At 37.5% G+C, this 13,501-nt stretch carries 11 protein-coding genes and 2 tRNA genes; 5 read left to right on the top strand and 8 right to left on the bottom strand.

The window, feature by feature from the left end; translation table 11 throughout:
- Positions 1–52: 52 nt before the first annotated feature.
- A tRNA-Asp gene (locus tag NEOC84_RS01675) sits at positions 53–126 on the bottom strand.
- 11 nt (positions 127–137) lie between these two features.
- Positions 138–210 (bottom strand) — tRNA-Val (locus NEOC84_RS01670).
- Between the two features lie 260 nt (positions 211–470).
- Between NEOC84_RS01670 and NEOC84_RS01665 the strand changes: the two genes are divergently transcribed.
- From NEOC84_RS01665 to NEOC84_RS01655, 3 genes are all read left to right on the top strand, one after another.
- Complete coding sequence (locus tag NEOC84_RS01665; RefSeq protein WP_166154674.1) at positions 471–1,403, top strand: YitT family protein; 933 nt, start codon at positions 471–473, stop codon at positions 1,401–1,403.
- Positions 1,400–2,320, top strand: a complete 921-nt coding sequence (gene queG / locus NEOC84_RS01660; protein WP_166154672.1) for a tRNA epoxyqueuosine(34) reductase QueG — start codon at positions 1,400–1,402, stop codon at positions 2,318–2,320. The genes NEOC84_RS01665 and queG overlap by 4 nt, the downstream gene beginning before the upstream one ends.
- Positions 2,321–2,665: 345 nt before the next feature.
- Positions 2,666–3,349 carry a TIGR00730 family Rossman fold protein gene (locus NEOC84_RS01655; protein WP_166154670.1) on the top strand — a complete coding sequence of 228 codons (684 nt, stop codon included), beginning with the start codon at positions 2,666–2,668 and terminating at the stop codon, positions 3,347–3,349.
- A 1,142-nt stretch (positions 3,350–4,491) separates the two neighbouring features.
- On the opposite strand, the gene accC is transcribed toward NEOC84_RS01655, so the two are convergent.
- The 6 genes from accC to NEOC84_RS01625 all read right to left on the bottom strand — a co-directional run bounded on the left by accC (position 4,492) and on the right by NEOC84_RS01625 (position 10,985).
- Positions 4,492–5,856, bottom strand: coding sequence for an acetyl-CoA carboxylase biotin carboxylase subunit (accC, locus tag NEOC84_RS01650; RefSeq protein WP_166154668.1), 1,365 nt, complete (start codon positions 5,854–5,856; stop codon positions 4,492–4,494).
- A 9-nt stretch (positions 5,857–5,865) separates the two neighbouring features.
- Complete coding sequence (accB, locus tag NEOC84_RS01645) at positions 5,866–6,357, bottom strand: acetyl-CoA carboxylase biotin carboxyl carrier protein (RefSeq protein ID WP_166154666.1); 492 nt, start codon at positions 6,355–6,357, stop codon at positions 5,866–5,868.
- A gap of 13 nt (positions 6,358–6,370) precedes the next feature.
- Complete coding sequence (locus NEOC84_RS01640; protein ID WP_166154664.1) at positions 6,371–6,928, bottom strand: elongation factor P; 558 nt, start codon at positions 6,926–6,928, stop codon at positions 6,371–6,373.
- A 268-nt stretch (positions 6,929–7,196) separates the two neighbouring features.
- Positions 7,197–7,907, bottom strand: coding sequence for a ribulose-phosphate 3-epimerase (gene rpe, locus NEOC84_RS01635; protein WP_166154662.1), 711 nt, complete (start codon positions 7,905–7,907; stop codon positions 7,197–7,199).
- 338 nt (positions 7,908–8,245) lie between these two features.
- On the bottom strand, positions 8,246–10,171 hold the full coding sequence (locus NEOC84_RS01630; protein WP_166154660.1) for a hypothetical protein: 1,926 nt from the start codon (positions 10,169–10,171) through the stop codon (positions 8,246–8,248).
- Positions 10,172–10,199: 28 nt separating this feature from the next.
- Positions 10,200–10,985, bottom strand: coding sequence for an aspartate kinase (locus NEOC84_RS01625; protein ID WP_242678159.1), 786 nt, complete (start codon positions 10,983–10,985; stop codon positions 10,200–10,202).
- Positions 10,986–11,102: 117 nt separating this feature from the next.
- Here NEOC84_RS01625 and queD point away from each other — a divergent pair, with 117 nt between their 5' ends.
- Both queD and rpsA read left to right on the top strand, forming a co-directional pair.
- Positions 11,103–11,468, top strand: a complete 366-nt coding sequence (gene queD / locus NEOC84_RS01620) for a 6-carboxytetrahydropterin synthase QueD (RefSeq protein WP_166154658.1) — start codon at positions 11,103–11,105, stop codon at positions 11,466–11,468.
- Between the two features lie 250 nt (positions 11,469–11,718).
- A complete protein-coding gene (rpsA, locus tag NEOC84_RS01615; protein ID WP_166154656.1) occupies positions 11,719–13,461 on the top strand; it encodes a 30S ribosomal protein S1 in 1,743 nt (580 codons plus the stop codon).
- The last annotated feature ends 40 nt before the right edge of the window (positions 13,462–13,501 follow it).

Below are 13,501 nucleotides of genomic sequence, written 5' to 3'. Positions count from 1 at the left end.
TTAAGGTAAATTAACTTTTTTAAGAAAAATTAAGTGAAAGGATTAAAAGAAACGCGGGAGACGGGACTCGAACCCGCAACTTCCGGCGTGACAAGCCGGTGCTCTAACCAATTGAACTACTCCCGCGTATGCATAGTTGGGCGCAACAGGACTCGAACCTATGACCACCTGTGTGTAAGACAGGAGCTCTACCAACTGAGCTATACGCCCTCAAAAGGAAGCATTCAATATACATTTTAGGGTTATTTAATCTCAAGCATTTTCGCAATTTCTTAGGAAAATTAGTGCTCTGCGCTAATAACCAACTCATTATAAAAAATTTATCCTTTTTAATGAGCTAAGCAAAGAGCCTAAAAAAAAATCCTTAAGGGTAGTCAATAATCTTCAAAATAGCCTCATCTTTTTCTTTACATTTAGTTAGATTTTATTTATAATGTTTTCTTTGACAAACCCTTAACTATTTTTAGATTATGCACCATCCTACCTCAGCTAGCGCTAAATCCATCGGTTCAGAGCTTATTATTTATATCTTTTTGATTGCAGGTGCTTTTTTAGCTGCTTTTGCGATTCAAGTTTTTCTGATTCCCAACCGTTTAATCGATGGAGGAATTGTAGGAATAGCCATGGTATGCGCTAATATTTTTGGCACTCAATATTTAGGATATTTTACTTTTGCTTTAAACTTGCCCTTTGTTTTTCTGGCTTACAGATACATAGGCAAAGTTTTTGTCCTTCATATGTTTTTTGCTCTTCTTTTCTTTACCGGCTTTATTTTTTTTATTGAGCATTATATGCCATGGGCAGAATTTAAAGGAGAAACGCTTGAGGTAGTAGTGATTGGGGGGGCGCTTTTGGGAATAGGCATAGGCTTAATCATTCGCTACGGTGGCTGTCTTGATGGTACAGAAATTTTAGGAATTATTAGTAATCGCCTCACTGGCTTTACCGTTGGACAGGTGGTCTTGGTTATTAATATTTTTGTATTTAGTGCTGCTGGAATTGCCTTTAAAGATTGGCATCCTCCTCTTCTCTCTTTAATTACCTACATGGTAGTTAGCAAAATTATGGATACTGTCATTGTAGGTTTAGATGAAACTAAATCGGTCATTATTATTTCTTCCAAATCAGAAATTATTGCCAATGCTATCGTACATGAACTAGGTTTAGGGCTAACCATCATGTATGGACGGGGCGGCTTTTCAGGAGATGAGCGAGAGATTCTTTATGTAATCGCCGAACGCCTTCAGCTTGCTGATCTGAAAGAGCTTATTTATAGAGAGGATCCCGCAGCTTTTATTGCTATTGAAAATCTTCATGAAGTAGCCAATGGCAATCAAACCGGAAAATACAAAAAAACAAGTATGAAAGAGCTATTTTCGCGGATGTTAAGTATAAAAAAATGACTTTATCCTTTGATGAGATCAAAGTAAAAGCATTAGAATTAGGTTGGGATGATGTAGGAATTACGCCTGCAAATATTCGCCAAGAAGATATTCAAGCCTACAAAGAATGGCTAGCCGAAGGAAAGCATGCAGATCTGGCCTACATGGAAAAAGAAATACGCTGTTATCCTCAGCAATATTTCCCCCAAGCAAAGACGGCACTTATTTTTCTTAGCTACTATAAGCAACCTAAAGAAGATCTCCTTACGGGTCAAGGCTTGATAGCTTCCTATGCAAGAGGAAGAGACTATCATCATCTGCATCGTAAACGGTTAAAAAAATTCATTCAATGGCTAGAAGAACGCGCAGGTGCACAAGGAATAGCTAAAGGATTTAGCGATTCTAGCCCCCTTTTAGAAAAAGCTTTGGCCGTACAGGCTGGATTGGGTTGGTTTGGTAAAAACACTTTACTTATCCACCGACGTTTTGGCACTTACACCCTGCTTTCAGGCATATTGACCTCATTAGAGATACCTGGAGCGGTAATTTCTCTACGACTACCGCGTTGTGGAAGTTGTACACGTTGTATAGATGCTTGTCCTACTCAGGCCTTAACTTCCCCTTATAAGCTAGATGCTGCTAGATGCTTATCTTATCACCTCATCGAATCTAAAAAACCAATTCCTCTAGAAATACAACAAAAAAATCCAGGTTATATTTTTGGCTGTGACATTTGTCAAGAGGCTTGTCCTCATAACCAAAGAACTTTACCCTCTCTCACGGCAGCTTTTTCTCCCGCGAGCGGCAATGGAATTTATTTAGATTTGAAAAAGATAGAAGAATGTGAGAAAAATCCTGAGAAGTTATTTGGCACACCTTTACAACGCCGAGGGATTACAGGATTAAAATATACTGCCGAAACCTTAAAACTAAAGTAAATAAATAGCCCTTTTGCTTTCATTTTCTCTAATCACTAAGTCATGCCTTCTAAAGTAAACGCGTCTGTATAGTCCAAAGAGGAATCAACCCTTTTTAAGCTAACGCTTTTCCTAAACACGAGTCTTCTATTGAATATATAATTACATCAAGAGCTGCTCCAAGAGCGTATTTTTTTGCTACACATAAAATTTAATCTTTATTTCTGTGAATAATAATGGCTGCGCATTTTTTAAGCGACTTTTTATGAGATAAAGGCCTATTGTAAATTTTTTAGTTGAAAATTATCTCTATATACATACACTCACGAACAGCTAAACTTATGCCTAATTTCATTGAGGAGCTACATGCTATATAATAATGTCGAAGATGAAGCTCATTTGTTTAAAACCGATTCATGGCGCTTATTTAGAATTATTTCCGAATTTGTAGAAGGCTTTGAAAATATGACCACCCTCGGGCCTTCGGTATCTATCTTTGGATCCGCTAGATTACAAGCTAACCATCCTTATTACAAGTTAGGCATTGATGTGGCAGGACATATTGCCAAAAAAGGTTTTGCTATTATTACCGGTGGTGGGCCAGGCCTTATGGAAGCCTCTAATAAGGGAGCTCAAATGACCCAGGGTAAATCTTGTGGATTAGGAGTAGACCTGCCTTTTGAAGCCGAGCTAAATCCTTTTATTGATAGAAAGTATCGCCTAAATTTTCGCTACTTTTTTATACGTAAGGTCATGTTTATTCGTTATGCTCAAGGATTTGTCTTTTTGCCCGGTGGTTACGGCACCTTGGACGAATTATTTGAAGCTCTTACACTTATTCAAACTCATAAGATTCACCCCTTCCCTATCTATCTAATGGGTAAGGATTACTGGAAGGGAATAATAGATTGGATTAAATCTACCATGCTTGCGCAACAATGTATCTCGGAAAATGATTTAAAGTTAATTTCTTTGACAGATGATCCAGAAGAAGTAGCTAATGGTATTGAACGCCATTACCAGCGTAATCATGTTCTAAAAAATTTTTAAAATTTAAGTTAAAATTACTGGCTGCTTTGTTCATTGAATAGACTAAGCAGTTTATCTTAAAGCTGTTCACTCATTTCCATTAATTTCTTCGCTTAATAAAAATGGTTAGCTCTAGAAGCCCAAATAGCGTTTGTAAATCGCCTTTTAAAACGAGCAATTATCAATCTCCTTTTCCCGAATTTACTAAGTTATCCTCTTTCTTCTATCTGTAAACGCATCTTAACTCTCTACTTTTAAATAAGTTGATGTGCTAATAGACTTCTTATCAAGTGCATCGCTAAGAAGGAAGTAGGTAAAAGTAAAGCTAATCCTAGAAGCACTCTTACAAAATGAAAGAAGATCTGAACGAAGGAAGAGTTTTTATCTTTCTTACCCTATCCTTACTAGAGGGTCAACAGCCCAGCTTCTAAATGCCTAAAGAGAGCAGCTAATACGCTTTAAAAAACTTAGTCTGCATACATACCCAACCCTCTAAAAGATGCCTCTCTGCTTAACGAAAGGGATTTTATGAAGTATGGGAGCACATAAGGAGTAGCTCAAAAGCGTATAATTCTTTTCTAAAGGAAGGGAATTTAATTTTAACTAAGCCTTTAATCTTCTGAGCATCCTGGCATGCTTTATTTCGTCTATTTGATTCTTTGCAGAACAAAAATTAAAAAACCTATCTAAAAACTTATACTGTTTTTTCGTGCCAGGAGAAAGTAAATGCAAGAAATAAGTGAGCTAAAAGAATTTTTAAGTTAAAAGTAAGAGTGAAATCGAGCTTAAAGCTGAAGTAAGACTTTAGACAAAAAACATCTTTAGCAAAGTATAGGCAAGAAAAAGAATCAGGCTAAAGCCCCTTTAGTAGATAGGGCATAAAACTTTATAGCTGCGAGGGTTGATCTTAAGGGTTAAGAGCGCTAAAAGGAATCGCTTTTCGTAGCTTTATCCCTACAAGTGAAAATGGGATCTATCTAATGATTAAGCTGATGTGAGGACGAATTGATAAAGCAAAAACGAAGAAGGCTTAAGACATCCTTTAAGCAGGCCCAATGATAGAGCTTTTAAACGAATAGCAAACGTATAAGAATGTGAATGTCTATTCTCTGCCTTATCAATCTAAATTACCTGCACTCGCTGTATTGTTTTTTAAGCAATTTTTACTCTTCTAGGCTAAAAGAGCACCCTTCTGCAATCAAGCCATCAATGTAGCTTAGATGAAAATCGGAATGAAGGAATTTTTTGTCATGAAGCATATAGAGATGGAAAGGAATGGTTGAGTCTACGCCGCCAATATGAAACTCTCGTAAGGCTCGTTTGCCTATAGCTATCGCTTCTAAACGATCTTTGCCATGGACAATTAATTTGGCAATCATGGAGTCGTAATTAGGAGGAATTTGATAGCCTGAATAACAAGCACTATCCACGCGAACATGGGGACCACCAGGAGGTAAATAATATTCAAGCCGTCCAGGGGAAGGTGAAAAATTTGCGGCAGGGTTTTCTGCATTGATGCGAAACTGGATGACATGCCCCTTAAAGTTAACCTCTTCTTGGGCATACCTCAGTTTATTACCCATGGCTACACTTAGTTGCTCTCCAAGAAGATCCACTCCTGTTAGCTCCTCAGTCACCGTATGTTCTACCTGAATCCTTGTATTTACTTCCATAAAATAGAAACGATGATTAGCATCCAATAGAAATTCAACAGTAGCTACCGAATGATAATTAGCCTCTTTAACAACACTAATCGCTGCTTGGCCAATTTTTTGTCTCAGTTTGCTATTTAATAGTGGGCTAGGGGCCTCTTCAATAAGTTTTTGACGACGCCTTTGGATAGAACAATCTCTCTCTCCAAGGTGAATGTAGTTGCCATATTTATCCCCAATAACTTGGACTTCAATATGCCGAGGATCAACGATCATCTTCTCCAGGTAGACATCAGGATTACTAAAGCTTGCATCTGCCTCAGCACGTGCAGCAGGAAAAAGGCGTATGAATTCTTCTTCACTATAAGCAATGCGTATTCCTTTCCCCCCTCCTCCTGATACAGCTTTAATGAAGATCGGGTAGCCAATCTCCTTGGCTACTTCTAGGCCCTCTTTTAGATCGCTTACAACTCCCTCGGAGCCAGGAATAACAGGACAGCCCGCCTTTTTTGCCGTGGCCTTAGCCTTAGCTTTATCTCCTAACAACGTAATCGAAGCAGGAGCAGGCCCGATGAAATTTAAGCCGCAACTTTCGCAAATGGAAGCAAAATTAGCATTTTCGCTTAAAAAACCATAGCCTGGATGTATGGCATCTGCTCCTGTTATTTCACAAGCAGAGAGGATATTGGAGATCTTAAGATAAGATTTAGCAGCAGGAGCTTCGCCGATACAAATGGCTTCATCGGCATGCAACACATGCAGAGCCTCGGCGTCTGCTTGCGAATAAACTGCTACTGTTTGTAAGCCTAAATCGTGACAAGCACGGATAATCCTAACGGCAATTTCGCCTCGGTTAGCAATAAGAACTTTTTGCATATTTCAATACTACGTAATTCGAAAGAGTTTTGTTCCAAATTCTACAGGATGTCCGTTTTCTACTAGCACTTCCGCCACCGTTCCTGTTGCTCCAGCTTTGATTTCATTCATTACTTTCATAGCTTCTATAATGCAGACTACGCTATTTTTATCAATTTTACTACCCACTTTAACAAAAGGAGGTTCTTCAGGAGAAGGTGTATTATAAAATGTTCCTACCATGGGCGAAGTGACAAAAAATGTATTTGCATCTTCCTTATGTTCTACCGCTTGACCCGGAGGTACTGCCAAAGAAGCCACACTAATATTTGCCCGCCGCAAGGCTTCGTCTGTTTTATTAAAAGTTTCTTCTGACGACTCAAACATTGACTCGGGAACCTTCATTGTTCCCCCATCATATCTTTCAATCTCAATTTCAAAGCCTTCTTTTTTGATAGTTACGCGTTTGGTTCCCGTACGTCCCATCGCCCCCATCAATTCCTTTATCTGCTTTAGCTCCACGCAACAATCCTCCCTATACCCTCTGTATGTATTCGTATGAACGCGTGTCTATTTTTATGATATCACCTGCTTCGATAAATGGTGGAACTTCAATTTTAGCTCCAGTCTCTAATAGAGCAGCCTTAGAAGCATTTGCTAATATAGATTTATTTTCTCCTCCCTCCACTTTTGCAACCATCAATTCTAAAAACTGAGGTAGCTCTACAGCAAAAATAGTTTCACCAAAAAAAGAAGCTTTAACTTCTACGCCTTCTTTCAAGTAGTTGATGCTATTGCCTATAATATGTTGAGGAATTAAAATTTGATTAAGGTTTTCAATATCTAAAAAAAGATAATCTTTTCCTTCTAAATAAAGAAATTCTAGACGTCGTTCTGCAAGATTAACATCTTTAATTGATTGATTTAATTTAAAATTCTTTTCAATAAGCTCATTAGATGATAAATCGCGTATTTTTGTTTTTATAAAAGGTGCACCTTTAGGTACCATCACTTTTACCGTAGTTTCCACGCGATAAAGTTTATTATTGATAGAAATTGTCATTCCAGGAGTTAGCTGGTTACTCATAACCATAGACGTTTCTGTCCTTCAGTAAAAAATTTAAGCTATCCTTGACATATTAAGAAACTAGGGCTCAAATGTCAAAGAGAAAAATAGAGACAAAACTTTAAAAAAAATTTATTTTTCCCAGCCTATAAAGCCTTAAGAGCGCCTTTATAGAAACTTTCAAAGGCAAACTGCTTATTTTTCACAATGCGATAAAAAAGAGGGAGTAAAACTTTTTATATCTACTAAAAACAAACTTGCGGATACCCGAAAATAAAAAAATTTATTAGATCTCTCAAAGGCCGCGTAAGCTATTTACTCCCTCATGCATATTAGGGCTCTTAAATAAAAATGTTCCTGCCACTAAGATGTTAGCTCCTGCTTTTACGCATAACTTAGCAGTTTCTGGAGCAATTCCTCCATCGACTTGAATATCGAAAGGAGGTAGCTTTTCAGGAGAATCTTTCTTAGCAGTCATCCCCCCTTGGCAAATATCAAGTTTAGTCAAGCATTCACGCGTAAAGCTTATTTTTTCTAGAACTTCAGGCATAAATTCTTGCCCCCCAAAACCTGGATGAACAGTCATAAGCAAGATAAGGTCACACTTATTCAAATATTTAGGAATCATAGAGGCCGACGTCTCAGGACAAAAAGCTAGGCCTGCCTTAATATTGCACTTACGAATATATTCCAAAGTTTCATCTACATCTTCGGTAGCCTCGAAGTGGATAGTAATGTTGTCTGCACCTGCTTCCACAAAACGTTCGATATAATCAAAGGGATGATAAACCATTAAATGGACATCTAAGAACATATTCGTAGCACGATTAATAGCAGCAACAGCTTGTGGCCCCATCGTTAAATTGGGCACAAAATTTCCATCCATAATATCGATATGCAAAGAGTCTGCCCCCGAGTCCTCAATTTTCTTAGCCGTATCTGCCAAGTAGCCAAAGTCACCTGCTAAAATAGAGGCAGCCACTTTTATTGGGTTTGTTTTTGTCATTGTTAATGCCTGGTCAAAATTATGTGTAGAGAGGTTAGCTTAAGCAACACGAGCTTGTCAAGTAATACAATCCCTAGGTGATCACTGGCTGTTAAAAGTGCGGGTAGCTAAAGAGCTCTACTTAAATCCCTTCTCGCTATCCCTTTAATGCTTAAGTTAAAGAATGCTAACAAAGTATATAAATTTTCTTCTTGGTCGCTTGCCTTATTGCCAGTTTCCTCTCTTAAGGCCACCCAGAAAACCTCTTAAGCCTTTATACAAACTTTATTCAAAAATTTTAAAGCCAAAACTCACTATGTCCCCGTTTGAAACTCAAAATAAGGGATTAAACTTAAAGCTTAGGAGACTTTATTATCAAACATGTTGACGACTGCCTTTTGAATAATTGAGCCAAATAATTTTTGCCGCTTTCCATCCAAGCAGCGGTAAAGATAACAATTATAATTGATCTCATGCACCTGCATGTAAGCAGTGGCAATTTCTGAGGATTTAGCTTGTAAAACATTTAAAGCTTGAGCTAAATCTTCCCGGTTTAAACGCTCTTCAGATTTCACTATTACATATATATAAGGCGTCTTGGCCAATGTTTTCACATGATAAGAGAGAGGTGGCACTATTTCTTCCTCGATTGTTTCTCTTAGCAAGCTAAAAAACATTTTTAAAGTTTCTGCCTCTAAAACGGTACGCATGACTATAGGAGTAATAGAAAAGAAGAAATTTTCTAATAACAATTCATTCAAATCCGTCTCTTCTTCAAGGAGCGCTTTTAGCTCGGCTAGAAGTTCATTCTGTTTTGAGATCATTCCTCCATTAAAATCTCTAAATTCCCCTAAAATTCTTAGCAATTCAAAAACTACACTTTGGCGGGCTTTATTTAGATCAATAGAATTATCTCGTCTAATGAAATCATCTTTTGAAATCTTTACAGTAAATACTGTGGCTTCTTTACTATGCTTTCCTCGCAAGTATCCTAAAGTTTTACAACGATCATGGGTATAATCTAGAAAAGTTTCACTTTTATCAAAGAGTTCTTTTATGGAAGCGCCACTAGGCTCAACCACTCTGACCACAATGATAGTAAACACCAATTTGGAGTAGGTTTGCTCGTCAAAATTAATGATGACTTGAGGTAAGTCTCGTACAAATTTAACTTGGCTACTTAAGCTAAAGATGTTACGCATAATCTCTTCTTCGTTGCGTGGCATGAAGATAGGATGCACTATATGTTCAATGCTATCTAGCAAATCTATAGGCAGAGTTTTACGTAGTTGAGAGACTTCCTGGTGGGTAAATTTCTCTCCCATACTTTTTTCTATTTCTATGTAGACAGTACAAAAATTTTCTGGAGAGCGCCGATTATCGATAAAAGAATTTTCTACCATAAGGGCGTTGGGAATATGATTTTGGATCGCTCGAATTAAATGCCGTTTATCAAAAATTTCTTTTTCTCTTAAAAAATTAAAGCCAACGATAATCCCTAAAACCTGCTTATTTTGCTCTTGGTCGCGCAAATAGGTTTTAAATATTTTCAAGAAGAAATGCCTTTTATTTTGAATTTGAAGTCGATCGAAAAGATATCTTCTAAAAAGATATTGAATGCAGATAATGCGACTAAGATGGCGGCTACTTCGTTGAGATTTAAAATCATCGTGACATATTACCAACACATGTTGCATCTCTGTCAGCAAATCAAAATCAAAAAACTGAGGTTTACGCTCAATCAAATAGGCAATATTTTCTTGGATAAGAGCTGTTTTAGCATCAATGCTTAAGCCTTTAATTTCTAAAATTCTTTTAGCATAATAAGAAGAATCCATTCCTAAGCGGATTTCTGCTTCGATAATAGGTAAATTAGCTTGGATCTGCTCTACATCGGAAACTAAATCAAGATGGATGACCACTTTGAATAATCGGTAAACTAAGGGGCTTAGAGAAGGAATGCTAAACTCAGAAGAAAATATCATCGATTGATTTAAACGTCGCCCTGGCACTAGCCAATTCGAAAGCATTTCGATAAAGAACTTTAGAGTATGTTCCTGAGATTTGCCAAAATAATAAAAGGTTAGATAGCCAGGGGCCTGATTTGAAACTAAAGTCTTAACAATGGGAAATTCACTTTCATAACTCTTATTTTTGAAAAAATTTAGAGGAATAATTTTCTTCAATATGCTATGAATAGCTTCTTTGAATAGATGTATACCTATGTCATTATCTTGATCCTCAACATGAATCTTTATTTCGGGAAAACACTCATTATCTTGCATGATTTAAGCTACTTATAGGCATGTATTGTTAAGTTTCATCTTCAAACAAATGCTTATCCGGCTGGCAAGAATCTTCAAAAATTATTGTGCACCTTTCATTCTCTTCCAAACCATATGTCTTAAAAGATCTTATCTTTAAGGGCAAATAATTCTTATAGGCTAATTCTATACAACGGGGATGTAATATCTTTCCACCTTTACCAACTACATCTAAAGCTTGCTTATAAGTAAGCTTTGAATGAAAAATTGCGTGAGGGTTTTTTTTAGGATCTTCTGCATAAACTCCTGAGACATCTTTAAAGAACTCTACGATGGAGGCTTTTAAAATCACTCCTAAAGCTACTGCTGTAGTATCTGAGCCACCTCGTCCTAAAGTAGTAATCTCTCCTAATCTACTTACCCCTTGGAATCCTGCTACAATAACGATTTTCCCAGAATCTAGCAAGGGCAAAACACGCGTAGGCCGCACATCGATAATTCTTGCTTCCGTATGCCTTGAACAAGTAATAATTCCTGATTGGCTACCTGTGAAGCTTAAAGCCTCGCATCCTTTGGCGGCCAAGGCCATTGCAAGCAAAGAACAGCTTATCCTTTCGCCTACGGTCACTAGCATGTCGTATTCTCGGCGAGGAGGGTCAGGGTTAACTTGCTTAGCTAATGCAATCAAATGATCGGTGGTTTTTCCCATCGCACTTACTACGACTACAAGACGTTGAAAATCTTTTTTTCGCGAAATGATAAGATCGGCTATATAGGAAAAATGCTCAGCAGTAGCTACTGCTGCCCCCCCAAATTTCATTACAAGTGTCTGCATAGGAGTAGTTTTTTACTTTTTTATTATTTTTTTTCTGATAAGCTTGAATTACTTATAAAAAAAAGCCTTCCCATCTGTCAATTTAAATCCTTATATTCCAAAGGCAAATGAAGCAAGATGCATGAATTAGAAAAAATTTTTTATTTTGAAGCGGCTCATTTTTTAAGCCATCATGATGGTAAATGCAAAAGTATGCATGGCCACTCCTATAGTCTCCATGTCATTATTCGAAAGGAGTTTTTACAAAAAGAGGGGCCCAAGAAAAATATGGTAATAGATTTTCAGGATCTTACTGATCTTGTCCAGCCTATGATAAAAAAATATTTAGATCATCAGTGCTTGAATGAGACCCTACAGTCAGATTCTACGACTGTAGAATTTGTGTGCAAATGGATTTATGATTATCTTAAGCCTATACTACCCGAGCTGTATGCTATCACCCTTTATGAAACGGCCTCTTCAAAAGCGACTTACTGGATATAAACGTTTTTTTTCCAAGTGATCTAGATAGCTACGCGTTAATTTCATTCTGAAGCATCTTTAATGAAGAGCATATTTGATGAAAAAAAATTTATTAAATTAAATAAGCATTCTATATATTCTCTCAATTCGGTTTTATCCTTATTTCCTTTCCTGCCCTCTCCTGTTTTCACTTCAGTTTTATATATTGCTATTTTTCTTTCACATCTGATATCTTTACTCCATTAGTATGAAAAATAGGAGTAACCTTTAAATGTCTAAAAACCCCCAACACACCTGGAATGAGAGCAAGATCGTCGATGATGTCTCTTACCAGCAAACAGATGCAGAACTTTTTAAAGCTTTATTGGAGGGTCAGTCATCCAATAATAACGTTGAAGACAGCACTGCATTGATCCCAGGAACTATCCTCAAAGGAAGGATTGTCGAAATTACAAAAGATCATGTTGTCGTAGATGTAGGCTTAAAATCAGAGGGTCTAGTCCCTATTGAGGAATTTTCTGATCCTTCAAATGTGGTATTAGATGGGGAAGTCGAAGTGCTTCTTGACCAAGCTGAAGATGATAATGGGCAGATTGTTCTCTCTCGTGAAAAAGCCGAAAGAATGCGTCAATGGGAATATATTCTGGAACATTGCGAAGAAGGTTCGATTGTCAAGGGCCGCGTCCTCCGTAAAGTTAAAGGTGGCTTAATGGTTGATATTGGGATGGAAGCATTCTTACCTGGCTCTCAGATCGATAACAAGCGCATTAAAAACCTCGATGAATATCTCGGCAAGACATATGAATTTAAGATCCTTAAGATTAATATTGAACGTAAGAACGTAGTCGTCTCCAGACGTGAGCTTTTAGAAGCTGAAAGAATTTCTAAAAAGGCTGAGCTTTTGGAAAATATTAAAGAAGGTGATGTGCGCGATGGGATTGTTAAAAACATTACCGATTTCGGGGTTTTCCTTGACCTCGATGGCATTGATGGACTATTGCATATTACGGATATGACTTGGAAACGTATTAAGCATCCTTCTGAAATGGTCCAACTGGGGCAAAAACTAGAAGTGATGATTTTAAGCGTCGATCGCGAAAAAGGTCGTGTAGCTTTAGGCTTAAAGCAAAAAGAATCTAATCCTTGGGATCAAATCGAGCAAAAATACCCACCTGGAACGCGTGTGAAAGGTAAGATTGTTAACTTGCTCCCTTATGGTGCCTTTATTGAAATTGAGCCAGGTATTGAAGGCCTTATTCATGTGTCAGAAATGTCATGGGTAAAAAACGTCACCGATCCTAGCGAAGTGGTCAAAAAAGGTGATGATGTGGAAGCTGTAGTTCTTTCGGTACAAAAAGAAGAAGGGAAAATTTCTTTAGGAATTAAACAAGCTGAACATAACCCTTGGGACGATGTGGAGAGAAGATATCCAGTGGGTACTAACGTGAAAGCAGAAATCCGCAGCTTAACTAACTATGGCGCTTTTGTCGAATTAGAACCAGGAGTAGAGGGATTAATACATATTTCAGATCTAAGCTGGATTAAAAAAGTCTCCCACCCTTCCGAGGTTCTCCGTAAAGGCGATGTCGTAGATGCCTGCATCTTATCCGTTGATCGAGATAGCAAGAAAATTACTTTAGGTGTTAAGCAATTAAGTAATAACCCTTGGGAAAGTATTGAGAAAACGATGCCAGTGGGATCTTTAGTTAAAGGAAAAGTAACTAAAATTACTGCCTTTGGAGCTTTTGTAGAACTCGATAGCGGTATAGAAGGACTCATCCATGTCACTGAATTATCTGATCAGGCCTTCGGCAAAGTTGAAGATGTTGTTTCTAAAGGCGATGATGTAACAGCTAAGGTGATTAAATTAGATCCTGAGCATAAAAAGATTGCTCTTTCTATCAAGGAATATTTAATTGATCAAAATCACACCAGTCATGACGACATCATTTTAACTTCCAATAAGCGCAAAAAGAAATCTTCTGAAAAAGATAGAGAAGATAGCGAAGATTAGAATACCTTCTGACTCGCATTCAATCGGTAGAAAAGCTAGC

It is taken from the genome of Neochlamydia sp. AcF84, assembly GCF_011087585.1.
Lineage (GTDB): Bacteria > Chlamydiota > Chlamydiia > Chlamydiales > Parachlamydiaceae > Neochlamydia.
Note: the sequence above shows the minus strand (reverse complement) of the source record. Positions and strands in the feature narration are given on the sequence as shown.

Excerpts from the sequence above, each read along its gene's own strand:
- NEOC84_RS01640 (WP_166154664.1), bottom strand. The coding sequence starts at position 6,928 with ATGGTTATGAGTAACCAGCTAACTCCTGGAATGACAATTTCTATCAAT.
- rpsA (WP_166154656.1), top strand. The coding sequence starts at position 11,719 with ATGTCTAAAAACCCCCAACACACCTGGAATGAGAGCAAGATCGTCGAT.
- queG (WP_166154672.1), top strand. The coding sequence starts at position 1,400 with ATGACTTTATCCTTTGATGAGATCAAAGTAAAAGCATTAGAATTAGGT.
- queD (WP_166154658.1), top strand. The coding sequence starts at position 11,103 with ATGCATGAATTAGAAAAAATTTTTTATTTTGAAGCGGCTCATTTTTTA.
- accC (WP_166154668.1), bottom strand. The coding sequence starts at position 5,856 with ATGCAAAAAGTTCTTATTGCTAACCGAGGCGAAATTGCCGTTAGGATT.
- rpe (WP_166154662.1), bottom strand. The coding sequence starts at position 7,907 with ATGACAAAAACAAACCCAATAAAAGTGGCTGCCTCTATTTTAGCAGGT.
- NEOC84_RS01665 (WP_166154674.1), top strand. The coding sequence starts at position 471 with ATGCACCATCCTACCTCAGCTAGCGCTAAATCCATCGGTTCAGAGCTT.
- NEOC84_RS01655 (WP_166154670.1), top strand. The coding sequence starts at position 2,666 with ATGCTATATAATAATGTCGAAGATGAAGCTCATTTGTTTAAAACCGAT.
- NEOC84_RS01630 (WP_166154660.1), bottom strand. The coding sequence starts at position 10,171 with ATGCAAGATAATGAGTGTTTTCCCGAAATAAAGATTCATGTTGAGGAT.
- NEOC84_RS01625 (WP_242678159.1), bottom strand. The coding sequence starts at position 10,985 with ATGCAGACACTTGTAATGAAATTTGGGGGGGCAGCAGTAGCTACTGCT.